Here is a 25,166-nt window from a genome sequence, read left to right on the forward strand (position 1 = left end):
TTCCTCCTTGTGCTCTTTCAAAAGATGATTATGAAAAGGTAAGTCCCTGCTCTTCAAACCATTGAATTTTTTCACGTACATTGACAACCTCGCCCACTACAATCATAGAAGGGTTATGATACCCTTCACGCTCAATAATGCTGGCTATCTCATCTAACGGCCCTGTAATCGTGCGTTGTTGAGCAGTTGTTCCCCACTCAATAACCGCTACTGGCGTTGTAGCCTTCCGTCCGTTTTCGATTAATTTTCGAGCGATGTAGGCAATGTTCCCAACACTCATATAAAAAGCAACAGTATCAATGCCTGTAGCTAATGCTGGCCAATTCAAAAAATCTTGTCCTTTTTCTTCACGTCCATGCCCAGTCACAAGGGCAAAGCTTGTCGCGAAGTCTCTATGCGTAACGGGAATCCCTGCATATGCAGGAGCCGCAATACCTGCTGTTATCCCAGGAACGATTTCATAGGCAATGTCATGATTTTTTAATATCTCTGCTTCCTCAGCACCACGTCCAAAGACAAAAGGATCGCCACCTTTAAGACGTGTAACAATTTTACCTTCTTGAGCTTTTTCCACAAGTAATGCATTAATTTCATCTTGAATGAGATGATGCTTCCCAGGTAATTTGCCACAATAAACAAGCTCCGCATCCTTTTTTGCAAAATCAAGCAATTTAGGATTCACAAGACGATCATAGGAAATTACATCAGCCTTTTGAATACATTCCAGTCCATACACAGTAATGAGCTTCGGATCGCCAGGACCTGCTCCAACGATATATACAATTCCATCCTTCATTGCGCTGCTCCCATCAATAGTTGTTGTAAATATGCTTCACGTCGATCAATCTCGCCATGACGTGTCCATTCAAGGATGTTTGGCTCTAGCAACGCTTGTAATGCTGCACGTCTTTGTGGACCTTTATCATACTTAGCAGCAATCATTAAGCGAGCTTGCTGTAAAAAGCATACATAGTCATCATAAGCATCATCGAATTGATCTTCTAAATCTGCTTTGATCTTGCGCGCTAGACCTGGGCTTGCTCCTGATGTTGAAACAGTTAACACCAATGGACCACGGCGAACAGTAGCAGGCGTAATAAAATCACTTTCACTTTGTTTATCTGTTCGGTTGATTAATTGCCAATGCTGGGCCGCCTCTTGAACTGCTTCGTTCACTGCTGTCACATTCGTTGCAGCGATAATGAGAATGGCATCATCTAAATCACGCGGTTCAAATTCCTTTTGCTTCCAAGTAATTTGCCCTGACTCAGCAAGTGGCTGTAATGTGTCATGTAAGGTTGGGCTGACAATCACGATGTTTGCCTTTGCCGGTAACAGGGATGCTACCTTCTGCATTGCCACGTGACCGCCGCCTACAATTACTACCGTTTTATATTCTAGATTGATATGAATAGGAAAATAATTAGTCATTACTTTTCACCTTCTTACAAGCTGTTAACCAATTGTCAACTAGCTTTGGGTTTGATACAAAATGGAAATGTGTATAGCCAGCCACTAAATTTCCTTCTTGATAGCCTTCTTTCTTTTTGCCAAAACGACCAATCGTTTCGTAGGCTGCTGTGTTGTGAGAACCACTATATTTGGAATAATGGAACTCATGGCCCTTCGCTTGCTCCTCAGCACCAATTAAGAAATTATCGGCTGTGCCAAAAATTTCACGATAACCAAGTGCTGCTAGTTTTGTTTGCATCGCCACTTCTCCAGGAATTACCCCTACCATGTCATAGCGTTCGCCATGGCTATTTGTGATCGCCTCTGTTAAATACATAAAGCCCCCACATTCAGCTAATGTTGGAAGACCTTTGGCAATGGCTTCACGAATAGAGTCTTTAACGACTGTATTGGTCGCAAGTGACTCTGCAAATTCCTCAGGAAAGCCCCCACCAATATATAAGCCATCTGCTTCTGCTGGTACAGGCTCATTAGCAAGCGGTGAGAAAAATTGTAGTGTTGCCCCTTTCGCACGTAACAAAGCCAGGTTTTCTTCATAATAAAAATTAAATGCCGCATCTCTTGCAACTGCTATACAAATATTTTGTGAAGGCTCCTCCATAAATAAATGACCAGATTCTTGTAAGATAGGAGCCTTTGTTAAATGTAGTAATTGGTCCAAATCAATCGTTTCTGCCATTAGGTTCCCTAGTTTATCAAAAAATGAATCTAGCTCTCCTCTTTCAATCGCAGGCACTAATCCTAAATGACGACTCGGGATATCGATCCCTTCCTCACGCTTTAAGTAGCCAATCACAGGTATGCCGCATTCTTGTTCAATAGCTGCCTTGGCAATTTCGTAATGACCGACACTACCAACCTGGTTCGCAATAACACCAACGATATTCGGTTTATCTGATAGTAGTTGGAAACCCTTAACAACCGCTGCTACACTGCGTGCCATGCTAGCACAATTGACAATTAAAATAACAGGGCTCTCAGTCACTACGCTAATATCAGCAGCAGAACCAGCGTCCGATAAAGGGCTTTTACCGTCATAAAAGCCCATCACACCTTCAATAATGGATACATCTGCATCCATACTTGCGCGTGCCACAATATCACGTACCGCTTCATGTGAGAACATCCAGCTATCAATATTGCGTGATACTCTGCCTGTTACAGCCGTATGATAGGTTGGATCGATATAATCAGGACCACATTTAAAGCCTTGCACCACGTTTCCTTTATTTTGTAATGCCTTCATCAGTCCAATGGTAAAAGTAGTTTTACCTACCCCACTGCCCGTACCAGCTAGTACAAAACGATTTGTTTGCATGGACTTCCTCCTTAAAATAGGTATCTAGCAACTGAAATCGTAGCATTACCCGATTTTTTCTTCTCTAATAGGAGTGTCTGCACCTGTGCATAACGCATAGCCGCTGGTTCACTCACACCATATGCACCCGTATATTTAAAGACCGTTTCAGAGGGTGATGGAAATTCGATTTCATTTAATTCAGCCGGTGTATACGTAACGAACTCCCAATCATATTTCTTCGTAATATCTAAAAAACATTGCTCATCTTTCTTTAAATCAATCGTGCATAAGGCTTTTACACTTTTTTTCGAAAGCTTTAGCTCTGCCAAGGTTTCATCGATTACCTGTTCAATTTCCTCTAACGATGTACCACGGTTACAGCCCATTCCTAGCACAATGGATTTTGGTCGATAAATAACACCGTTTTCTAGAAGAACCTCCTCTTCAGGTTCAATGATTCGATCGGTTATTAATAATGTAGCATGGGGGTTAGCCCCAATAGCCACCTGTGTGGATGGATAAATTTTGATTTGTTCAGGCATCGGTGTATCACGCATCCACCAGTCGCGTTCACCCGTTTCCTGCACAATGGCTACATGCTCCTCATTTACAACAGAAGCACTAACAGGTGTTAATTTATCGGCACTATCCCATACCCAGCCAAAGCGTGCCCCAAATAAATCAACAGGAATCGTCTTTTGCACATCAGAAGCCGTAGTAATTATTGGATTTGCCCCAAGTGCTGCTGCCACCTCATGCGTTAACTCATTGGCCCCACCAAGATGGCCTGATAATACGCTAATGACATTTTCGCCTCGATCATCAATCACGACAACGCCCGGGTCTGTCTTTTTATCCTTTAAAATCGGTGCAATCATTCTTACGACTGCCCCTAGTGAAATAATTAAGATCAAGCCTTTATATTGTTTAAATAGCGTTGGCAATAATAGACGCACTGTTCCTGTAAATAGTTGAATATGCTTTTCTGCTTCATCGCCTTGCTCAAATTTACTCATATAATATAAATCACTTGCTGCAAAGGTTTGCTGTAGGCGGCGCCCAATTTGAACACCATGCTTCGTAATGGCTACTACAGCATAAGGATTGCGTTGATCAACCTCTGGTAAAATACCTTCTTGTAACTCAATCACTTGTCTTCACACCTTTTCTAAAGCCATGTGTAAAGCTTGCATCATACAACTTCGAGCGATATTGATCCTTATCATGAATAGTCGGATCTAACGCCCAACCCGCTAAAATCATTGCATGCTTACGAATACCGTTCACACGCATTGCTTCATCTAATTCGATTAAGGTTGTCCGTACGATTTTTTGATCTGGCCATGAAGCACGTTGAATAACTGCTACAGGCGTATCATCAGCCCAACCAGCACTTTGTAGTTCTTTGACAATTTTCTTAGTCAGCGTTGCACTAAGGAATAATGCAATTGTACAATGATGGCTCGCTAAATCACGCAGCTTTTCAAATTCTGGTACAGGTGTGCGCCCTTCAGCGCGTGTTAAAATAAGGGTTTGTGTTAAATCAGGAATTGTTAGCTCAGCTCCGATAGCCGCTGCCGAAGCAAATACAGAGCTAACTCCTGGAACGACTTCATACCCAATGCCCTCCTTTTTCAAGAGAGCTACTTGCTCCATGATGGCACCATACATCGCTGGGTCACCTGTATGCATACGTGCCACTGTTTTCCCAGCATTGACACGGTCCACCATCACAGCAACCATTTCCTCTAAATGCATGCCAGCTGTTCGTATGACCTCTGCATCTGGTTTGGCTTTCGCAATGAGGTCCTCACTCACTAAAGAATCTGTGTACATGACAACGTCCGCAGTTTGTAACATATGTAAACCTTTGACTGTAATTAAATCTGGATCACCAGGACCAGCGCCAACAATATAGATTTTCTTCATTATTTACGCACCACCATTAACGTTAAATATTCTAAATCAACACCATCCAACTCACGCACATCCCAAATGATTTCTTCATCAGAGGTTACCTTTGTCACCACGGATGCTTTATCTAATAAATCTAAATCGCGTAGCACCTCAAGCATTAAATCAATCACTTTTGCCACTTTAATAAAGACAACGGCATCATGGCTTTCAATTGCTTCACGCATGGAGTCATAATCATCATGAGCAGGGATAATCGCAACACGATCATCGCCATCCGCTAACGCAATCCCTAAGCGAGATGCAGAGCCATTGAACGACGAAATCCCAGGAACCGTACGGATTTCTACATCTGGATGCATTTCCTGCATTAATTTCATCATATGGATAAACGTACTATACAATAATGGATCGCCCTCTGTGACAAACGCCACATCTTTGCCCGCTTGTAATTTTTCGTAGACAAGTTCTACTGACTTTGTCCATTCACGTTCTAGAACAGCCTCATCTTTCGTCATTGGAAATACAAGACCAAGCATATCTTTTTCGTCTGGATTAATATAAACATCTACAATACGATGGGCATAGCTTTTACTGCCTTTTAGCTTTTTAGGGTAAGCAATAACAGGTGATTCCTGAATCACTCGAAATGCCTTTACTGTAATTAATTCTGGATCGCCAGGACCAACGCCCAAGCCGTATAAAACACCTAAATTACTCATGATTTTCTTCCTTTCGATAAGCCGAAATAATGTATATTGGATTTAATGGTACAAAGCGTGTCATATCTAAAATAGGTTTACTGCGCGCAAGCTGTGCCTGCAAAATATCAACCGCAAAACCACAAGCCTTAAACGCCTCGACGGCTTTATATAAATTCTCAATTGTCGCTGCATTTAAGACAATGCGACCTTTAGACTTCAAACGTTGACAGCATAATTGCAGCAACTCGACCATTTCGCCCCCTGTACCACCGATGAAAATAGCATCAGGATCTGGGAAACTGTCTAATCCTGCTGGTGCTTTGCTATGAATTGCAGTCATATCAACACGGAATTTTTGCTGATTTTGGAGACAATTTTCTAAATCAGGGGCATTTTTCTCAACAGCAAATACTTGTCCTTCTGGCGCAAGCTTACCTGCCTCAATCGCCATAGATCCCGTACATGTGCCAATATCCCAAATAATGCTATCCTGTTGAAGCTGCATGGCTTGCAAACTTAAAACTCGAATTTCTTTCTTTGTAATAAGTCCTTTATCTGGCTTGCGTTGTGAAAATTCTTCATCATCAATCCCAAGTGTGTAGCGTTTCGGTGCTATTGTTTGTTTTAAAATCACGACATTTAAAGGCGAAAAATGAGTACTTTCCATTTCATCAAGCGAGTACCAGCCACTTTTTTCGTTTTCACCCTGTAAATTTTCTGCTACAAACGCACGGTATTCTGTCATACCAAAATGCTTTAAATATCGAGCGAGAGCATTCGGACTATTCTCAGCATCTGTTAAAAGTGCTACTTTCTTTTTGCCATCGATTCGCTGTGCCAAGCCCTTCATTGGGCGTCCATGTATGCTCGTTACATAAGCGTCCTGCCAGCTTTCTCCCATTTTCGCAAAGGCAAGCTGGACAGAGCTCATATAGGGATAAACCTCTATTTGTAGCTTTTTAGCTAGATAGCCTCCGATGCCATAAAATAATGGATCTCCAGATGCAAGGATCACCGTATTTTTTGTTTCTTCAGACAATCTTTCAACAAGTGCTGAAAGACCTCCTTTAATAAGGATTTTTTCACCCATAAAGTTTGGGAAGAAATCCAGTACGCGCTCACCACCAACAAGTACCTCACAGTCTTCAATCCACTGAAGGTATTGTGGTAATAAGCTTGCTAATCCGTTATCCCCGATCCCAATCAATTTCATCGATCGATGCAATGTCATCAGCCCTTCCTAATAATTGTCCCTGCATCGAATAGATCGATGTGGAAAGCGTTAAACCGCCCCTAATATGACGGATGGAGGAATAGCAGCAGGCCTCACATAAATGATGGAAGAACGCGTCATAGCCCTTCTCCATCATAATTTCACCTACTTGTGACGCTGTATTTGCCTCCAGAACTTGTGCTATGGTTTCTCCATCGGCTCCTATATCCTCTGCCAGTTGTGCTAAAAAATTAAAGTCGATTGGCGCACTTTTGGAATGCACCATCATGACACCTTGCGCCACTTTTGAAAATTTCCCCATCATACCAACAAGTGATACTTGTTTGATGCCGAGGCGCTTACAATGTTTTAATGTAAAACCAACAAAGTCACCCATTTCAATAAACGCTTCTTCTGCTAGATGTGGGTATTGTTTCATCGCAAATTTTTCACTACGACCACCTGTTGTCACCACTAAGTGCTCACAGCCAGCCTCTTTCGCTACACTAATGGCTTGGACAATACTGGCCATATACGCAGAACTCGAAAAAGGCACGACGGTTCCCCTTGTGCCTAAGATTGAGATGCCTCCAAGTATACCGAGTCGCCCATTTAACGTTTTTTTAGCAATCTCCTCTCCTTTCGGTACGGAAATTACCACGTTCACGCCTCGTGTAATGTGAAATTCGTCCAATACACCTTGGACCGTGCTATAAATCATTTTACGTGGTACAGGATTAATGGCCGCCTCTCCGACAGGCACTGGCAAGCCAGGCTTTGTGACACGCCCGACGCCAATTCCTCCATCTAAATGAATACCAGGTGTATCTGCCCAACTCACTGTGCCAACGATGAGTGCCTGATGGGTCGCATCAGGATCATCACCAGCATCTTTAATCGTTTCACAGCTGACAGCATTTTCTTCAAATATGCATTTTTCAATTGTAAAGGTTGCATCTCGACCAATAGGTAAATGAATCGTGCTTGTTTCTTGCTCCTCCTTGGTAATAAGGGCAAGCAATGCAGCCTTTGATACCGCAGTTGCACAGGCTCCCGTCGTATAACCGTGACGCATGTCTTTGGGATCCTTTTTTGGCTTCCGCTCCATTATTTTTTCGCCTGTTCGTCCGCTAAAAGTGAGATGGCATTTAATGCGGCAACCGTCACTGTACTACCGCCTTTACGACCAACATTGGTAATGTACGGAATCCCTTCTAGTTTAAGCAGCTCTTCTTTTGACTCGGCTGCTGACACGAAACCAACAGGCATACCGATAATTAAATCTGGTTTTGCTAGTCCTTCTTTAATTAAACGAATCAATTCCAGCAATGCGGTTGGTGCATTACCAATGGCATAAATACCACCTTCATGTAATGTTGAAGCCTTTTGCATCGAAATGATGGCACGAGTTGTATTTTGTTTTTTCGCTTCGATTGATACATCTTCATCCGCAATATAGCAATGCAAATCGCCACCATGTTTTTGGAAACGCTTTTTACCAGAGCCACTTTCAATCATTTGCACATCTGCAATCACATGACGTCCTGCAAGAATAGACTTGATACCCGCTTCAATCGCCCCTGGTGTAATGATGACACTACGTCCTAGCTCGAAATCAGCCGATGCATGGATAATACGACGTACAACTTTCCATTCATCTTCTGAGAAGTCATGCTCGCCCATTTCCTCTGCAATAATGGCGAAACTGTAATCGTAAATTTTATCTGGGTCTACCGTTAATGGTTTGAAATCTGTTTTAAAATCCATGGAAAATGCCTCCTAAATTGTCTGTTCAACAGCCTTTAATACTTCTTCAAATGTTGAATATTGTTGGCCGTATTGAATATTTGGTCTAGCAATAAGAATTGTTTCAATCTGACATGCAAGAGCTGCCTCTAGCTTCTCATCCACTGAGCCAACTTTACCGCTTTCTTTGGTGATCATCAGCGTCACTCCGTATTGACGAAAGAGAGCTTCATTTAATTCCTTTGAAAACGGACCTTGAATCGCCACAATATCTCGCTGTGCCACTCCTAGCGCCTCACATTTTTCCATATTGTCCAGTCGTGGAAGCATACGAGCGATTACTCTTGTGTTTTCTAAGCCCTGTAACACCTTTGTAAATGTAGCGAGTGTTTTACTTCCCGTCGTTAGCATAATGACACCGCGTTTTTCTGCAGCTAACTGAGCTGCCTCCTCATAATCCTTTACAACAGTAATTAAAGGATGGGCATAATGTTCATGAGCTCGCTCATAGCGAATATAAGGAATTTGTGCCTGTTTCGCCGCTGCCATCGCATTTTTAGATGCCTCCTCCGCAAATGGGTGAGAGGCATCTACCACCAATTGATAGCCTTGCTCTGTCATAATGGTCGCCATTTCCTCAGCCGTCAGTCGACCAACTAAATGTGGCAGGCCAACGTCAGCAAGACTTGAGGCTGCCGATTCGGTGACGACCGTAGCTGTCACCGCATGACCTGCGCTTTGTAATGCAAGGGCTAAATCCCTTGCATCACTCGTCCCCGCTAACATGAAAATCATTTTACCGGCTCCTCTTCATGATGATGGTCGTGGTCGTGGTCGTGCTCATGATGGTGGTCATGATCATGATGGTGATGATGATGTGCATGTCCATGTACTGCCGCATAGGCACGATAGTCTTCTAGATCTTGCATACCTGTTGATGTACCATTGACCGCCTGTTCAATACGCTCTAATAGAACATTTTGTAAACGTTCATGGTAGCCAAAATAGTTAGCAATTTGAATATCACACTCTGGATAAAGTTCATTAAACTTCTCACACATGCCATTCATACGTTCCATCAAAATGCCTGTGAATAAAAAGTAAGGTAACATGATGATTTTTTTTGCACCTAGTTTGACACAACGTTCAATTCCTTCTTCAACTCGTGGATCTGTGACACCCATAAAAGCACTTTCCACGTATTTAACAGGTAGTTTTTCCCATAAAAGTCGTGTAATTTTATAAAAATCGCCATTAGCAGATGGATCACTGCCTCCTCGTGCAATCAATAAAATAGCCGTGTCTTGCTGCTCTTGTTCTGAATTAAAGCCAATTTCAGCTAAGCGATCTTGTAAAATGGCAAAGATTTCATCATGGATGCCAATTGTTTGACCATATGTGAATGTAATCGTTGGATAATGCTCACGCGCATGCTCGATTTCTGCTGGAATATGCAGTTTTGAATGGCCTGCATGAAGTAAAATGATTGGAATCACATGAACCTCTGTAGCTCCCTTTTTCACACAGTTTGTAATACCTTCTTCGATGTTAGGTGAAGCAAATTCAAGGAAACAAGTTTCCACTAAAAATTGTTCGTCAATACGCGGTGTCATTTGTTCGATAAATGTACGAACCTCATCATTTCCTGCTGCTAAACGGCTCCCATGGCCGACAAATAAAATAGCTTTCATCTCTTTACCCCTTACTAGTCGCCGCACGGAGCTGGCTCTACTTTTATTTTGGAAGACATATCTTGATACGTAAAATGCAGTATCTTTTTCACACGTTTAAAATATTTAAACAAGCGTTCATTTGGATGAGCATTTGCTTGGTATTCTTCAATAATATCTGTAATGAGTGGAATCAGCTGATCAGGCTCCAACCCTTCTACAACAGGCTGTGCTGCGTGAGCCGTACGACCAACTGGCTTCGCTCCAATAAAGACATCAAATTTACTTTTACGGTAGACGATGCCAATATCATCAAATACAGCTCGATAACAGGCCATACCACAGCCATTAAAGCCAATATTTAATGTTTTCGGTAAAGACATGCCACCAAGTTTTTCTTGTATTTCTTCGGCGTATGGTATCGAATCAGCCTTTTCACCATAGCAAAAATCACAAGCTTTTAGAGATAGCACATCACCAATCGGTGCTAATAAAAAGCCTACTTCCTGCAATTTCTCTGTGATCTGTTCAGGGGCAGTCGTTGGTATTTTCAAATGGATTTGATGATCTGGTGTATATTCCATCGTCCCCTCTTCCCCAACGACCTCTGCTAACGTCAGCATTTGCTGAGGAGTAAAAAACTTATTGGCCACACCTGGGCTCACTGCTAATTCAAAAATAGATTCTATTTTTTGCTGTACAAGCTTCGGTGTTACGTTGACTGCGTTTGTCCCTTTCACCATTGCGAGTGCCGCTGTAGCCATTTCAAGTGCTGTTTTTTTCGGCTTTGGCGTAGCGGCTATACTGGGTTTATTAAAACGCCCTGCATTAGGATCAGCTGTAAAGTCATTTCTTGCTGTTCCTGTCTCTTGATTCATTGCCCAAGGTTCATTTTCTTCACGCAAACGTTGATGTGGACGTAATGGTTGTTTTTCTTCCCCAAGGGTATATTTACGTTGGTAACCGCGTGGCGTAATCATCTTATTGTCATAGAAAAATGTTGATGAATTCCCGATAATGACAGTTGTCAGCATACCAATATCATGTTCTAGCATTTCTGCTAGCGTTGTCATGGTCACTTCTTGACGTTCTCGATACGCACTTTTCACAAGCCCTACTGGTGTGTCTGGCGAACGATATTCTAAGAGAATTCGCTGAGCTTCGACAATTTGTCTTGTACGGCGACCACTTTTAGGATTGTATAATGCGATGACAAAATCTGCCATCGCAGCTGCCTCGACACGCTTTGCAATCAAATTCCAAGGTGTTAGATGGTCACTTAAACTGATTGTACAAGCATCATGCATAATGGGTGCACCAAGTATGCTCGCACATGAATTAATCGCAGAAATACCAGGAACAATTTCTACTTCAATTCCTGTTGCTTCTGTCCAGCCTAGCTCGATTAACACCTCATACACTAATCCCGCCATGCCATAAACGCCTGCATCACCACTCGAAATCACCGAGACAATGCTCCCTGCCTCTGCTTGGCGAACGGCTTCCTGCGCACGGGACACCTCTTCTGTCATGCCTGTGCTAACAATCGATTTCGCACTAACTAAATCTTGAATCAGCTCTACATAGGTTTTGTAGCCTATAATCATATCACTTTGTTGTAAAGCTTCTACTGCACGTGTCGTAATATGCTTAAAATCTCCAGGTCCAAAGCCTACTACGAAAATTTTTCCTTTTTGCGCCATGTTGTTACCCCTCTTTCACCTTTTCGATCCCTTTAATGGCTGTTGTTTGAGCAGTACGCTGTAATGTACCTTCACGAAGTGTAAAGACATGTTCGTTGTATAAGGATTCATGATGTAAATCTTGTACTAGTGTCCTAGCATGCTCTGTTGATGGCACACGATACCAATTCCCTTGAGGGTAGGCGATTACCACACAGGCATCCTTGCATCGTCCATTACAGCGCGTTCTTGTCGTATGTATTTCTTGATCGAGTGCTTGTCGCTGTATTTCATCTCGAATGGCTAAGGTAATTTCCTCACCATCCTTATTCATGCAACTACTGCCATTGCAAATAAAGAGATGTGTTTTCATCCCCTCTAAATTCCATGTTGTCATCTTCTGTCTCCCCTCATTTGCTTTCTGGAAAAAGAAAAACCTTTACTCTAAACGAAGAGTAAAGGTTTTGTAGAAGCCAAATAAAAACGAATAGCATGAAATAAAGGTACTCGCTTCCGCTTCAACTTCTCCCTCCGAAAAGTTTGCATGCACAATCAAATAAGCAGGTTTCCTGACTTAAGCTTCATTTTACAGTCGCACCTTCCCAAGCTTGCACCAGTGGCTTTGCGATTTCATCAGCTATTACAGTAGCGGGGGCTGTATTGGATTTTCACCAATTTCCCTATTATCTCGAGCTATTCGAGCACTTATTGACGTTTTATATGAAATTTTTATTAGTATTTTAAATAGAAAACTGTCTTAATCATATCTTATTATTTTAAAATTTCAATATTTCTTTAAAAATTTATGACAAATTTATCAATTTTGAAGTGAACTGGGGTATAAAATTTATACAATATCCATCATTAGCACAATGAATATTATCAGAATATTCGCTGTTGACCTTTAATTAAAAAAATTTTATAAAAAGGTATAGCATATTTATGGAAAATCATGTTACACTTTGTCGTGAAATCTCACAATTGAATGTTTTTCGGTGTAAAATGCTTGGCATTTTGCTTAAAAGGGAAGCCGGTTTGAGTCCGGCGCGGTCCCGCCACTGTAATAGGGAGCTTTATAGAATATGTCACTGTCCAACGGATGGGAAGACCTATAAAGTATTGAACTAGAGCCAGGAGACCTGCCGAAAAATAGGTGATCGTTTCAGCCTACGAGGATAGGTGTGCGGCTTAGCAGATGAGAATGTTATTTGCTTTTTTAGCTATGCACTTTTCCACCAACGGAGAAGTGCTTTTTTATTTACGCACGCTACATTCTAAAAATCTATTAATTAGTTAGGAGGAAAGCTTTTTGAAATTTTCATGGTGGAAACTTAGTTATTTTTTATTGGCCTTTTTAATTGTGCCAAAACGTGCCTTTGCGATGCATATCATGGAAGGTTTTTTGCCAATCGAATGGGCGATTTTTTGGTGGGTCATCTCTATTCCTTTTATAGTTCTAGGATTGCGCTCTATTCGCAAAACAATTGATGAAAATCCTGAAACAAAGATGCTTTTAGGGCTTTCAGGAGCCTTTGCTTTTGTGCTATCTGCCTTAAAAATCCCTTCTGTTACAGGTAGCTGCTCTCACCCAACTGGTGTTGGACTTGGGACAGTTCTCTTTGGCCCTCTAGCCATGAGTGTAATTGGAACAATCGTTTTATTATTCCAATCTTTATTATTAGCACATGGAGGAATCACGACTTTAGGGGCGAACGCCTTTTCGATGGCTATTGTAGGTCCTTTTATTGCTTACTTTGTCTTTAAAGGAGCACAAAAAGTAGGTTTGTCATTTTCACTAGCCGTATTTTTCGCAGCTATGCTTGGTGATTTAGGTACATATGTTGTGACTTCTGTACAACTAGCACTAGCCTTCCCTTCAGAAGTTGGAGGCTTTATGGCATCCTTTACAAAGTTTGCAGGTATTTTTGCCTTAACTCAAATTCCTTTAGCGGTGAGTGAAGGGATTTTAACGGTCATTGTGATGAATTTCTTGAAAAAATACAATATTAGCGAATTAAAAACTTTACGTGTTTTCTCAACAAAGGAGGCACATTAACAGATGAAAAAAAATTTATTGCTATTAGCAATTGTTGTGTTGTTAGCCATCATTCCATTGTTCATACAAAAAGGTGCTGAATTTGGTGGTGCTGATGGAGAGGCAGAAGCAGCCATTGGTGAAATCAATGCGGAATATGAACCATGGTTCGAAAGCCTATGGGAGCCACCAAGCGGTGAAATCGAAAGCTTATTATTCGTGCTACAGGCAGCTATTGGAGCTGGCTTTATTGGCTACTTCATCGGCTATATGCGTGGCAAACATAAAGAAGGTTAACCATTATGTTACTCATTGATAAGTATGCCTATCTTAATAAGCTAGCGTCTGTTCATCCGCTAGAAAAAATGATATTTTCACTTGGAATACTTCTCATAACGCTCATCATGAGAGATGAACGACTTTCACTCATTACATTTTTTGTAATGAGTGCTTTTATCATTTTAGGTGCAAAAATTCCGCTTACATACTATGCCAAGTTATTATTGCTACCTGGATTTTTCTTATTCACAAGTCTCGTATCTATTTTACTTTCCATTACACCGTCAACCAATGCACTACCTGCCCATATTTGGTCTTATACATGGACGAATTGGACTGTTTTCATTGGGAACGCAAGTGTGCTATTAGCGCAGCAGCTGTTCTTTGTCGTTCTGGGCAGTATTAGTTGTTTATACTTTTTAATTCTAACCACTTCTGTACAAGGAATATGTTATGTGCTACGACAATGGCGACTCCCCTCTTTATTGGTTGAACTCGTTGAACTAACCTATCGTTTTATTTTTATGTTTTTAGAAAGTATGCAAAATATCCATCTAGCCCAGCAAGCGCGTCTCGGCTACCATTCACCGTTGCAATGGCTACGCTCTGTCTCCATGCTCATTGTGGCATTATTTGTGGAAATGTTTCAACGTAGTCGGGAGCTCAACAATGCCATGCAATCACGTGGTGGCGAGGCCGTCTACTGGCAAGAGGTGGGCTCCTATAGCAAGAAAAATTGGCTAGGTATGGCAGCAATATTACTAGTCCTCATCGTATATGGAGGGTATTTCACATGACAGCATTTTATTTTGAACTCAACCAATTATCATATGCCTATGCAGATGGTACGAAAGCGTTGTCAGATATTACATTAGACATTCCAAAAGGGAAAAAAATCGCCATACTCGGGCATAATGGCGCAGGAAAATCGACTTTGTTTCAGCATCTTAATGGTATTTTGAAACCTACAGCTGGGACGATTTTATTCGAAGGCAACGGACTGGAATATAGTCGAAAAGCTTTAAAAGTTCTACGTCAGCAGGTAGGCATTGTCTTTCAGAATGCAGATCATCAGCTTTTTTCAGGGACCGTCAAGCAAGATATAGCATTTGGACCATTGAACCTCGGCTGGTCTACTGAAAAAATGGAAGAAAAAATAGCATGGGCCGTTGCGCAAACCGAAGTGGAAGATTTGCTCGATAAACCCATTCATTTTCTAAGCGTAGGTCAGAAAAAGCGTGTGGCGATGGCAGGTGTTTTAGCGATGGAGCCCTCTGTCCTTTTATTAGACGAACCAACGGCAGGTCTTGATAATTATTATGCTACACAAGTATTACAATACTTAGCCAAATTAGAAGATGGTGAGAGAACCATTTTACTAGCAACTCATGACATTCCTCTCGCCTATGAATGGGCAGATCTAATGATCGTCATGGAAGCAGGAAAAATTATTTATAACGGCGATCCAATCGCCTTGTTTTATGAAGAAGAATTATTAAAACGCGCACATCTTGAACGGCCATGGATTTTTGAGATGGTCATGGCCTTACAAAAAAAGAAGCTATTGCAGGAAAACATCACAATCCCCCGCTCCAAAAATGAATTACAACAATTAATCGAACAGATCTAAAGCTTTTCATAATGTGAGGTATCCGAAAAACGGACAATGTTTAACTGTCCGTTTTTCGTTATACCCACCAAAAGTTAAAGTAGCGAAGAAAAATTTTCCTCCATTACGAAACTTTTCTAATCTTTATCCGTATTAGTATAGTCAAGATTTAATTTATAACACCAAGGAGAGATAACAATTGAAAAGTTGGTATAAAAAATCAGTCGCTGTTGTAGCATCCGCTGCACTCATGGTTCCTGCTGCTTCTGCATTTGCTGAGGCACCCCAGCATAAAGCAAAGAACGTGCTGGCAAACAGTGCGAAACAAACAGAGAAAAATGAAGAAAAATGGATGAGTAAGGATACAATTGTTATCAAGCATTCAGGTCTTGATAAAAACGTACATAAAAAAATTGGCTCCAAAGTCATCCGCTCTATTCCTTCATTAGGTTATGATGTCGTGCAACTAAATAAAGGCGTATCGATAGAAAAAGCCGTCTCTTACTATTTAAAGCAAAACGGGATATCAAGTGTATCTCCTAGCTACGTCTATCATTCTTTCAATAAAGAAGCTGATCCCAAGAAACAAGAGATGTATCATTTAAACCTACTGCAAATGGATAAGGCACTGGAATTAGCAGGCAACCATGATGTCACAGTTGCTGTCATTGATTCTGGTGTGGATTTTAAACACCCCGATCTAAAGTCACAAGTACTCCCACCCTATAATGCAGCAGCACCTGCTAATACTACTTATTCAGGCGATCACGGAACACATGTGGCAGGTATTATCGCCGCAGCAAAAGATAATGGCGTAGGTGGGCATGGGATTAATCCGAAAGCGAAGTTACTGCCAATTGATGTATTTAACGGCAAAGAAGGTGCTAATGATTTCATCATTGCACAGGGTATTCTATACGCAATTGAGCAAGGCGTTGACGTCATTAATATGAGTCTAGGAGGCTATGGTGAATCTCCACTGATGAAGGAAGCCGTTCAGAAAGCCATTGATAGTGGTATTACGATTGTGGCAGCTGCAGGAAATGAATCGACAGATGAATACTCCTTCCCCGCTTCTTTCGAAGGTGTCATTAGTGTGGGTTCAACGAATGAACGCAACAAACTATCAAGCTACTCCAATTACGGCCCGTCCGTTGATATTGTTGCACCAGGTGAAGACATTTATAGTACCGTTCATGATGCGAAAAAAGGATCATCCTTTGTCAAATTTAGTGGCACATCCATGGCCTCTCCAGTCGTGGCAGGTATCGCTTCTCTTCTTAAATCAAAAGATCCATCTTTAAAACCGCATCAAATAGAAGCGATTCTAGAAATGACAGCACAAGATTTGGGCGAAAAAGGTTATGATCTTACTTATGGTCATGGACTTGTCGATCCTGTAAAAGCATTACAGTTTGATTTAAACAAACTGCCTAAGCATTATGCAGAGACAAAGGAAGATCGTATTCAAAACGCCAAGGTCCTTGCTAAAAATAAGCTAAATACAGAACAGGGTGCTTTTGAACAGCAAGACGAAAAGAAATGGTATAAAGTCGATTTAGAAGAAAATGAATATGCTCAATTGACATTAAAAGGCGCTGACAAATACGACTATGCCTTTGATTTATATTTCTACCCAAATAGCGGGATTGGTGATGTAGAGCCGATCCATGTTAATGATGTACGTGTCGGAAAAAAAGAAGGTTATCTATTTAAAGCAGATCAAAAAGGAACGCTTGTAATTGGTGTCAAAGATCACAATGGTAGCTATAGCTTAAAAGGCAAATCTACTTATATTTTTACAGCACAAACAACGAAAGACTTGCCAATCGATACAGTAGACAAGTCTTCAATGGAGCCTATCAAAAAGTTCCCATATAATACAGCAGGTAAAAACTATACATTACTGTCAAAAGATCAACAACAAGATCAAGATTACTTCACGTTCTCTGTCAAAAAACCGACGACATTACAGTTTGATCTATCAGGTATTCCAGGTGTCACTGCCTCTATGGAGCTCTATCTAAAAGACGACTTTCTTCCTGTACCACCAGAAGAAATCGATCAAGCTGAAAATGATGAAGATGAAGAATTGGAAGCCTATCCAATGCAGACCGCTTATGGTACAGCAAAAGGTGAGCCGGTCCGTATGATTATCGACGCTGTTCCCGATCAAGAGTACATTTTAAGTGTCTCTAATGAGAGTAATAGTGAGTTTTCTATGGAGATGTTCTTTAGTGGCGGCATTGAAAAAGAAGAAACAATCAGTGAATCGATGATCCCTTACACATTAAAAGGTGAAGTGGTTACCCTTCCTCCTGATGAGGATGGACTACCTGTTAATGAAGTCATGTTCGAAGAAAATGTTCTTGAGGACCAATTACCACTTACAGAGAATAACATAAAAAAACGTAATGAAATTGACAGCTTGATGAGTATGTTAATGAATCCTACGGGTTCAGGCAACCTAGAAAATGTTGATCCTATCATTAAGCAGGCGATCCGTTTTGAAATAGGCGAAGATCAAAAAGCTTATTTCCAAACAGACTATGATGAGGATTATTTCTTGTTTAAAGCGAAGGAAGACGCCCTTTATAGCTTCAGCTTTTTGAAAGGATTGAACCAAATGCCGACGGGTACAGTATTTGAGTATGAAGAAGAAGCAAAGGAGTTAATCCCCGTTTCTTCCTTAACAAATAGCCTTGGCATACTGGCACTACTACTTGGTACAGCTGGTAATGAGGACGATGCAAAAGTTATTCCATTGAAAAAGGACAAAACCTACGTGGTAGCCGTTGTCAATGCTGGAGAACGATCTGCCGAGCCTTATACATTGAAAACAAAGAAAATAGGCGATATTCCAGCAGAGTACAATCCAAACAATCATGAGGAAGCAAAAGCGCTAAAAATCCAACCAGGTACTACTTATAAAGATCACCTGATTTATCAAGATGATGTAGATTATTACTATTATAAGCAACAAGGCAATGATGAGGTCATGAGTCTGCTTCTTTCTTCAGTTCCCTTTACAAATGAACAATTAGCTCAACTACCTAAAGAACTACAAAAAGACTTAAAATTTGCAGGAGCTATCATCGAAGATACAAACGGCAATATGAAAATTGATGCCAAAGAAATGGAAACAGAAATTCCATTTGGACTAGGTGATAATATTCTTGAAATGTTACTTGGAATGATGGGTACAAACGATGTAAATACATCGTTTAAGGCGAAGAAGGATCGAGGTTATTTTATTCTTGTCAACAGCATGGGGCTTGGCCAGGTTTCGATTCAGCCCTATACATTAACATTGTTTGATCATAAGCACGTGGATGAAGACAGTGATTCAAAATTAGTCAATGGTGTACCTAGTAAACCTTCTGTCCTTGTGAAAAAAGATGAAAAATGGGTTGCAACGCAATATTTAAATGCAGGTATTCCATTTGGCGATAAAGACTATTTTGAATGGAACAACGACCAGAAGCGTGAAGTCTTCTTCTCACTTCAAACAGAAAAAGCGTTGGATGGTGTTATTCGAGTGATGGATGCAAACGGAAAAACCGTTAAAACATTCGATCTTTACGGAGTTGGTGATGCCGAAGTTGGCACGGTGGAGCTAGATGCAGGCAAATACTATATTGAAGTAAGTGAGTTTGATGGTAAAGCTAGCACACAACCCTATACGCTTGAAATAAAATAAATGAAATCAAACAAAATCCCCTAGATCATCACGATCTAGGGGATTTCATGTTGTTGAAAAAAGATCATGTCACTAGCAGAAAAAGACTTTTTAGCAAGGTGAGGGGTTGATTTCCGTTGCGCCAGCGTCCTTTCCAGGGGGCGTCCGAGGAGCCGCTTCACTCACTTCCGTTCGCTCCAGGGTCTCCTCTGTGACGCTAAATCCCCTAGGAGTGACGCTGGCTCCACTCCAATCAACCATTCTGCAAAATGTCTTTACTTTTTTCATACTAACATAGCAATCAAATAGCCCAATACCTGTATTCTTAGGGGGATAGGATTTTTATTTTCAATGTGGAGAAGTGATTCGTTACTACCCCCTCAAAAAATGAGTAGTGAACGCCTTTGCTAAAAAGTTAATGGGTTGGATTGGAAGGCTACTTGACTCCCGTGGGATAGCGAGACAGGCAAAACTCTAAACGGAGCGGTAGCGGAGGAAGCGATTCGGCGCTCGCCCACAGGAAAGCAAGTAGCCTGCAACGGAAATACATTTTCACTTTTCATAAAAATTCTATTGATGGTTTTGTTTTTCAACACTATGAAAGAAGTATTTTCATCCAAGATGAGATGCTTACAAGTTCAGCTTACATAAAAAATTTAACATAATTACAATATTCATCTTGCTTCATTTGTAGCTTTTCATAAAGCTTGCGTGCATTTACATTGTCAGCCGCCGTTTGCAGCGTGACATAGCGAGCAGATTGTTGCTCACAATAGCGAAATACCTTTTCCATCAATGCCTTGCCCACCCCTAGGCCTCTAGCATCCTCTGTTACATAAATATCATTTAAAATATAGGCACGTTGTAAAGCGATGGACGAAAATGTTGGATATAATTGCGTAAATCCGATCACCTTGTCATCTACCAGCGCTATAAAAATGACGGATTCTTTCAAGGCCAATCGTAATTGTAAAAATGCCTTGGCACTGCTTATATCTGACTCAATTCCATAAAATTGACGATATTCATCAAACAGTTTTGATAAGTCCTCTAGTTCATTCATTGTTGCTTGCAGTATTTCCATTCTAGTCTCCCCTTGTGTCTACCCATGATTGTCTAGCTTTATAAATCTAGTTTTTATTATATAGGAAATAATGGTATAAAGAAAAGAATACTCCTCTAAATCGAGAAAAGATTCACTTTTATTCACCTAAATAATTAGCAACCTTCTGGACAATCTGCCTCCAGTTTAATTCCTTGCGGGCAAATGCTTGGAGCTGTACACAAGTATCGGCCAGCAAGGTTTCCTGTGCTGCTACTTGTTGCAATGTCCGCCCTACCGCCTCCCAATCATGGGTAGGATGGATTGTACCAAAACGCTGTTGTTGCGTAATATCAGCAGCACCATCCACATCCGTTGTCACGATATAGCAACCATTTTTAGCTGCCTCTGCAAAGACGTGAGCATAGCATTCAACTAAAGATGTTAAGCAAAAAATTTTAGCCTTGCGATACTCCTCTTCTAGCTGAGCCTTATCAATAATCGGTCCTACCATCGTCACTTGAGCGGCAAGCGGATGATCATCCAGTAACAGTCTCAGCTCCTCTTGAAATGTGGCTGACATCGGCCCTACTAAACGAAGCTCCCAATCTGGCAGTTGTGCCGCTAAAAATGCTTTAACCGTCAACATAATTTGCTTCTCCGGTGCATCTAAGCGCCCAACTGTTAAAATTCTATTTTCTTTCTCATGAAACGGCACTGGCTCTGTGGGAAAATGCTCAAAAAAGCCATTGGGTATATGTTTAATTTCCAATTGCGAAAATTCTTGGATTGACGTTTGAATGGATGCACATTCGGAGGTGAGGAGATCACATAGCTGCAACAACTCTAAAAAATAGGGATAGGTTTTTAATCGATTTAACCAAAATCGATTGACATCTAATTTCATATAAATTTTTCCATTCGGATTGAAGTGCTTATAGGTTTTCAGAATGGCTAAATAGGATGGATACGGTCCTATGGCAAAGGCAATGTCGATATCCTTTGCATGCTTGGCTAAATAGGCATTCATATTCGCCACATAATCATCTTCAAATGGTACGGACTCAAATTTTACAGCGGGAAAAACTTGTTGAAGAAGAGCATCATTCATTTCTGTCGTTACAATAGTCACGTCATAGCCTAAATGTTCTCCCAATAAAATAGGCACTAGACACAAATCTTTGAAAATATGGGCATCTGAAAGTTTATAAGATTCCACGCTACAAATAAATGCGATTCTTTTTGTCATCGTATCCCTCTTTCTAAAAAAGCGCTCTGACTAGTTTATGACCTTGCCTGCTAAACGTGCTTATCTTAGTAAATTTTTGTCTCTCTTATGCCATTTCTCTAGTAACATAAAAATTCTATCTAAAAACAACTCTCTTAAAAACTTCCTAAAACAAGCAATTGCCTACAGTAGCACTACGTCTACGCATATTGTATTAAAGAATCTACTCAGTCACATAGAACAACTCTACGAATGCACATAGAATGGAGGGATCAGATGAAGATTAGTTTTTTATCACCTGCATTTAATAGCGAAGAATGGATTTTAACGATGCTTGATAGTATTCCTAAAGAATATGCCTATGAAATTATCGTGGTGGATGATGGCTCTACAGACAATACGTTAGCCATTTTACAGGACTATCAGACAAACTGTGCAGCTTTAAAAATCATCGTTCACCCAACGAATTTAGGTGCGAGTGTTGCCTATAATCGATGCATTGCAGAAGCGACAGGAGATTATATAGCCATCATCGATAGTGATGACCACTATTTACCCGCCATTCGCAATGTACTAGCACAAGTGGATGGTACATTTGATATTTACTATTACAACATGATTATTAAGAATGGCTTTGCTTTTATTAAAGATGAATCCAACCGCTACTCCTTACCTGGACAATTTAAAATTATCCGGAGAAGTTTAATTGGAGATGCGAAATTTACAATACGCAAAGATATAGCAGGAGATTGGGATTTTAATTGCGCCCTGATGGATAAAAATCCGACAAGTAAATATACTAACGAATTTGCTTACTGGTACAACTACCCGAGAGAAAACTCGGAATGTGATCTACATCAAAGAGGATTGAAATAATAGCGTGCAGGAGGTGTAACGAACCATACCATGTTTACAGATAAAATATTATTGATTACTGGCGGCACTGGCTCTTTCGGGAATGCCGTATTAAAGCGATTTTTAAATACGGATATCAAGGAAATTCGTATTTTTTCAAGGGATGAAAAAAAGCAAGATGATATGCGGAAACGCTATCAGCATAGTAAAATCAAATTTCATATTGGGGATGTCCGTGACATTCAAAGCATTCATAATGCTATGTATAATGTTGACTATGTATTCCATGCCGCCGCTCTCAAGCAAGTTCCCTCCTGCGAATTTTTCCCCTTAGAAGCTGTGAAAACCAATATTTTAGGAACGGATCATGTCCTAACAGCCGCCATTCAAGCTGGCGTCAAGAAAATCATTTGCCTTTCAACAGATAAGGCGGCCTACCCTGTCAATGCAATGGGCATATCCAAGGCGATGATGGAAAAAACGTTTATTGCGAAGTCGCGAATGGTTGATCCTCACCAAACCCTGATTTGTGGCACTAGATACGGCAATGTCATGGCTTCACGAGGCTCGGTCATCCCATTATTCATCGAGCAAATAAAGGCTGGGAAATCTTTAACGATTACGGACCCTCATATGACACGTTTTATGATGAGCCTTGAGGAAGCGGTAGAATTAGTATTGTACGCATTCTCACATGCTCAAAATGGGGATATTATGGTGCAAAAATCACCTGCTGCCACAATAGAAAATTTAGCACAGGCTTTACTTGAGATCTTTCAAGCGAACAATGCCATGCAAATTATCGGAACACGACATGGGGAAAAAATGTATGAAGTATTATGTACAAAGGAAGAAGCGGCAAAAGCTATTGATATGGGTCATTTCTATCGAATCCCAGCGGATAATCGGGATTTAAATTATGGAAAATACCTCGATGAGGGCTCTCCAAAAATTACATTAACAGATGAATATAACTCGAACAATACACAACAATTAAGTGTGGCTGACATCAAAGAAAAGCTCTTAACATTGCCTCTTATACAAGAAGAGCTCCTTCATTGGACAGGAGGAAAACCATGAAATTTTTAGTACTCGGTGCTACAGGTATGGCTGGCCACACCATTGCCACCTATTTATATGAACAAGGGCATGATGTAACAACTTACTCTAGAACCCCTTTTCCCTATGGCAATAATAGAACCGGTGATGTGACGGACGCCCATTTCTTAAGGTCGCTACTACTAGACAATGATGTAGATGTCGTCATTAATTGTATTGGTGTTTTAAACAATGCTTGTGAGGCTCATCCAGCCCAAAGCATTTTACTGAATAGTTATTTACCGCATGCCATTGTATCTCTCCTAGAAAATCGACAAACAAAACTCATTCATCTAAGTACCGATTGCGTATTTTCTGGTAAAAATGCTCCCTACTATGAAGAAAGTGTACGGGACGGGGAAACCTTTTATGACCGCACAAAAGGATTGGGAGAAGTGAATGACAACAAGCATGTAACATTTCGTAACTCGATTATTGGCCCTGATTTGAAAAAGGATGGCATCGGACTCTTCAATTGGTTTATGCAACAAAAAAGCTCCGTATATGGCTATTCAGGCGCTATTTGGACGGGAGTAACAACACTTACATTAGCTAGAGCCATTGAACGTGCTGCCCAAGAAGATTTAACAGGACTCTATCATCTCGTAAATACGACAACTATTTCTAAACATGATCTGCTTCATCTATTGAATAAACACTTCCTCAACAACAGAATAAAAATTCTTCCTCATCAGCTCGTCAATGTCAATAAAACTTTAATAAATACAAGAAATGACTTCTCATTTATTGTCCCTAGCTACGAAGAAATGATCATAGAAATGAAGGAATGGGTATTGCAGCATCAAGATTTATATCCTCACTATCTTCAATGATCAATACATCAACTCCATTATGGATGACGATTCGTAATGGAGTTTCCCTACTCAATAACTGTCCCCTCAGGTAATTGACCATCCTTAATCCAATTCTCTACAAAGCGATTAAAAAATGCAGGCTGGGCTAATGATACGCCATGACCGATGTTCTTCAATAGCACACCCTTGCTATGTGGATGATTTTGCACAAGTGCTTTAGCGGATTTTTTCATGTTGTTTTTCTCTTTGTCTCCCACTGTTATTAAAATCTTTCCTTGGGCTTTGTGAAAATCAGGTGGAATGGAAAATAACATATTTTCTCGCAAAATTTGAATCAATGTATCTACCTTCATCGTGGCACTCTCTTGATAGTAACGTTCAAAATAATCCTCATGAATGTAGAGGGTTTTCGCTTGAAGTTTCGCAAATGCTTTATTTTTTATAAGAGGAAAGGACAGCCGAATAAACGGTTGAAGCATCCTTTCTACAGTAGGAGAGGGTATCTCAAGCGCACTATTGATGATGGTATAATCGATTAAACTCGGTTTTAGACTTAGCATTTGAATAGCGATTTGCGCTCCTAAGGAGAAACCAATCACGATAACAGGCTTCTCATTGGCTTTTTCCTCAATAAGTAGCAGAAGCTCTTTAGCACTATGTTCAATGGAAAATGGATCGTCTGACATTAGCTCTGGTATAACACAATGGAAATGGGCAAAATGCTGAATTTGTTGATCCCACATCCAGCCTCCAACGCCCCCTCCATGAATAAACATCATTAAAGGATGATGAGCATCCCCATACTCCTTGTACTGCATAGATAC

Annotated in this window: 24 protein-coding genes and 2 riboswitches; of the genes, 8 read left to right on the forward strand and 16 right to left on the reverse strand. The window is 40.7% G+C overall.

The window, feature by feature from the left end; genetic code table 11:
• Positions 1-28 precede the first annotated feature (28 nt).
• From cobA to JTI58_RS23930, 13 genes are read right to left on the reverse strand one after another with little or no spacing between them, the layout of a single operon-like run.
• Positions 29-796 (reverse strand): uroporphyrinogen-III C-methyltransferase, encoded by a 768-nt coding sequence (gene cobA, locus JTI58_RS23870; RefSeq protein ID WP_205444165.1) that lies wholly within the window; start codon positions 794-796, stop codon positions 29-31.
• Positions 793-1,431: a precorrin-2 dehydrogenase/sirohydrochlorin ferrochelatase family protein gene (locus JTI58_RS23875; protein ID WP_205444166.1), complete on the reverse strand. Its 639-nt coding sequence runs from the start codon at positions 1,429-1,431 to the stop codon at positions 793-795. Before JTI58_RS23875 ends, cobA begins: the two co-directional genes overlap by 4 nt.
• Positions 1,424-2,791, reverse strand: coding sequence for a cobyrinic acid a,c-diamide synthase CobB (locus tag JTI58_RS23880; RefSeq protein ID WP_205444167.1), 1,368 nt, complete (start codon positions 2,789-2,791; stop codon positions 1,424-1,426). The genes JTI58_RS23875 and JTI58_RS23880 overlap by 8 nt, the downstream gene beginning before the upstream one ends.
• A gap of 11 nt (positions 2,792-2,802) precedes the next feature.
• Positions 2,803-3,924 (reverse strand): cobalt-precorrin 5A hydrolase, encoded by a 1,122-nt coding sequence (locus tag JTI58_RS23885; RefSeq protein WP_205444168.1) that lies wholly within the window; start codon positions 3,922-3,924, stop codon positions 2,803-2,805.
• Positions 3,917-4,702, reverse strand: coding sequence for a precorrin-4 C(11)-methyltransferase (gene cobM / locus JTI58_RS23890; protein WP_205444169.1), 786 nt, complete (start codon positions 4,700-4,702; stop codon positions 3,917-3,919). The genes JTI58_RS23885 and cobM overlap by 8 nt, the downstream gene beginning before the upstream one ends.
• The gene (cobI, locus tag JTI58_RS23895) at positions 4,702-5,409 is read right to left on the reverse strand and encodes a precorrin-2 C(20)-methyltransferase (protein WP_205444170.1); all 708 of its coding nucleotides are present in this window, start codon (positions 5,407-5,409) and stop codon (positions 4,702-4,704) included. The genes cobM and cobI overlap by 1 nt, the downstream gene beginning before the upstream one ends.
• Complete coding sequence (gene cbiE, locus JTI58_RS23900; protein WP_205444171.1) at positions 5,402-6,622, reverse strand: precorrin-6y C5,15-methyltransferase (decarboxylating) subunit CbiE; 1,221 nt, start codon at positions 6,620-6,622, stop codon at positions 5,402-5,404. The genes cobI and cbiE overlap by 8 nt, the downstream gene beginning before the upstream one ends.
• The gene (locus JTI58_RS23905) at positions 6,579-7,712 is read right to left on the reverse strand and encodes a cobalt-precorrin-5B (C(1))-methyltransferase (RefSeq protein ID WP_205444173.1); all 1,134 of its coding nucleotides are present in this window, start codon (positions 7,710-7,712) and stop codon (positions 6,579-6,581) included. The genes cbiE and JTI58_RS23905 overlap by 44 nt, the downstream gene beginning before the upstream one ends.
• A complete protein-coding gene (locus JTI58_RS23910) occupies positions 7,712-8,371 on the reverse strand; it encodes a precorrin-8X methylmutase (RefSeq protein ID WP_205444174.1) in 660 nt (219 codons plus the stop codon). The genes JTI58_RS23905 and JTI58_RS23910 overlap by 1 nt, the downstream gene beginning before the upstream one ends.
• Positions 8,372-8,383: 12 nt before the next feature.
• On the reverse strand, positions 8,384-9,145 hold the full coding sequence (gene cobK / locus JTI58_RS23915; RefSeq protein WP_205444176.1) for a precorrin-6A reductase: 762 nt from the start codon (positions 9,143-9,145) through the stop codon (positions 8,384-8,386).
• On the reverse strand, positions 9,142-10,041 hold the full coding sequence (locus JTI58_RS23920; RefSeq protein ID WP_205444178.1) for a sirohydrochlorin chelatase: 900 nt from the start codon (positions 10,039-10,041) through the stop codon (positions 9,142-9,144). Before JTI58_RS23920 ends, cobK begins: the two co-directional genes overlap by 4 nt.
• Before the next feature lie 14 nt (positions 10,042-10,055).
• Positions 10,056-11,723: a precorrin-3B C(17)-methyltransferase gene (cobJ, locus tag JTI58_RS23925; protein WP_205444179.1), complete on the reverse strand. Its 1,668-nt coding sequence runs from the start codon at positions 11,721-11,723 to the stop codon at positions 10,056-10,058.
• A gap of 4 nt (positions 11,724-11,727) precedes the next feature.
• Positions 11,728-12,099, reverse strand: a complete 372-nt coding sequence (locus JTI58_RS23930; RefSeq protein ID WP_205444180.1) for a (2Fe-2S) ferredoxin domain-containing protein — start codon at positions 12,097-12,099, stop codon at positions 11,728-11,730.
• A gap of 145 nt (positions 12,100-12,244) precedes the next feature.
• Positions 12,245-12,426, reverse strand: a riboswitch (cobalamin riboswitch).
• Positions 12,427-12,678: 252 nt separating this feature from the next.
• A riboswitch (cobalamin riboswitch) is annotated at positions 12,679-12,863 on the forward strand.
• A 148-nt stretch (positions 12,864-13,011) separates the two neighbouring features.
• On the opposite strand from JTI58_RS23930, the gene JTI58_RS23935 reads away from it, so the two are divergent.
• The 5 genes from JTI58_RS23935 (at position 13,012) to JTI58_RS23955 (ending at position 19,325) form a co-directional block, all read left to right on the forward strand.
• A complete protein-coding gene (locus JTI58_RS23935) occupies positions 13,012-13,758 on the forward strand; it encodes an energy-coupling factor ABC transporter permease (RefSeq protein ID WP_205444181.1) in 747 nt (248 codons plus the stop codon).
• Between the two features lie 3 nt (positions 13,759-13,761).
• Positions 13,762-14,034: an energy-coupling factor ABC transporter substrate-binding protein gene (locus tag JTI58_RS23940; protein WP_009370241.1), complete on the forward strand. Its 273-nt coding sequence runs from the start codon at positions 13,762-13,764 to the stop codon at positions 14,032-14,034.
• A gap of 5 nt (positions 14,035-14,039) precedes the next feature.
• Positions 14,040-14,813: a cobalt ECF transporter T component CbiQ gene (gene cbiQ / locus JTI58_RS23945; protein WP_205444182.1), complete on the forward strand. Its 774-nt coding sequence runs from the start codon at positions 14,040-14,042 to the stop codon at positions 14,811-14,813.
• Complete coding sequence (locus JTI58_RS23950) at positions 14,810-15,646, forward strand: energy-coupling factor ABC transporter ATP-binding protein (protein WP_205444183.1); 837 nt, start codon at positions 14,810-14,812, stop codon at positions 15,644-15,646. Before cbiQ ends, JTI58_RS23950 begins: the two co-directional genes overlap by 4 nt.
• A gap of 178 nt (positions 15,647-15,824) precedes the next feature.
• Positions 15,825-19,325, forward strand: coding sequence for a S8 family serine peptidase (locus tag JTI58_RS23955; protein ID WP_205444184.1), 3,501 nt, complete (start codon positions 15,825-15,827; stop codon positions 19,323-19,325).
• A 622-nt stretch (positions 19,326-19,947) separates the two neighbouring features.
• On the opposite strand, the gene JTI58_RS23960 is transcribed toward JTI58_RS23955, so the two are convergent.
• Both JTI58_RS23960 and JTI58_RS23965 read right to left on the reverse strand, forming a co-directional pair.
• Entirely contained in the window at positions 19,948-20,388 is a 441-nt protein-coding gene (locus JTI58_RS23960; protein WP_205444185.1) for a GNAT family N-acetyltransferase, read from the reverse strand.
• 118 nt (positions 20,389-20,506) lie between these two features.
• Positions 20,507-21,595, reverse strand: coding sequence for a glycosyltransferase (locus JTI58_RS23965; RefSeq protein ID WP_205444186.1), 1,089 nt, complete (start codon positions 21,593-21,595; stop codon positions 20,507-20,509).
• 255 nt (positions 21,596-21,850) lie between these two features.
• Here JTI58_RS23965 and JTI58_RS23970 point away from each other — a divergent pair, with 255 nt between their 5' ends.
• From JTI58_RS23970 to JTI58_RS23980, 3 genes are read left to right on the forward strand one after another with little or no spacing between them, the layout of a single operon-like run.
• The gene (locus JTI58_RS23970; protein ID WP_205444187.1) at positions 21,851-22,450 is read left to right on the forward strand and encodes a glycosyltransferase family 2 protein; all 600 of its coding nucleotides are present in this window, start codon (positions 21,851-21,853) and stop codon (positions 22,448-22,450) included.
• 30 nt (positions 22,451-22,480) lie between these two features.
• The gene (locus JTI58_RS23975; protein WP_205444188.1) at positions 22,481-23,509 is read left to right on the forward strand and encodes a polysaccharide biosynthesis protein; all 1,029 of its coding nucleotides are present in this window, start codon (positions 22,481-22,483) and stop codon (positions 23,507-23,509) included.
• Positions 23,506-24,360 carry an SDR family oxidoreductase gene (locus tag JTI58_RS23980; RefSeq protein ID WP_205444190.1) on the forward strand — a complete coding sequence of 285 codons (855 nt, stop codon included), beginning with the start codon at positions 23,506-23,508 and terminating at the stop codon, positions 24,358-24,360. The genes JTI58_RS23975 and JTI58_RS23980 overlap by 4 nt, the downstream gene beginning before the upstream one ends.
• Before the next feature lie 47 nt (positions 24,361-24,407).
• On the opposite strand, the gene JTI58_RS23985 is transcribed toward JTI58_RS23980, so the two are convergent.
• Positions 24,408-25,160 carry an alpha/beta fold hydrolase gene (locus JTI58_RS23985; protein WP_205444191.1) on the reverse strand — a complete coding sequence of 251 codons (753 nt, stop codon included), beginning with the start codon at positions 25,158-25,160 and terminating at the stop codon, positions 24,408-24,410.
• Positions 25,161-25,166: the final 6 nt, after the last annotated feature.

This window comes from Lysinibacillus fusiformis (assembly GCF_016925635.1).
Lineage (GTDB): Bacteria > Bacillota > Bacilli > Bacillales_A > Planococcaceae > Lysinibacillus > Lysinibacillus fusiformis_F.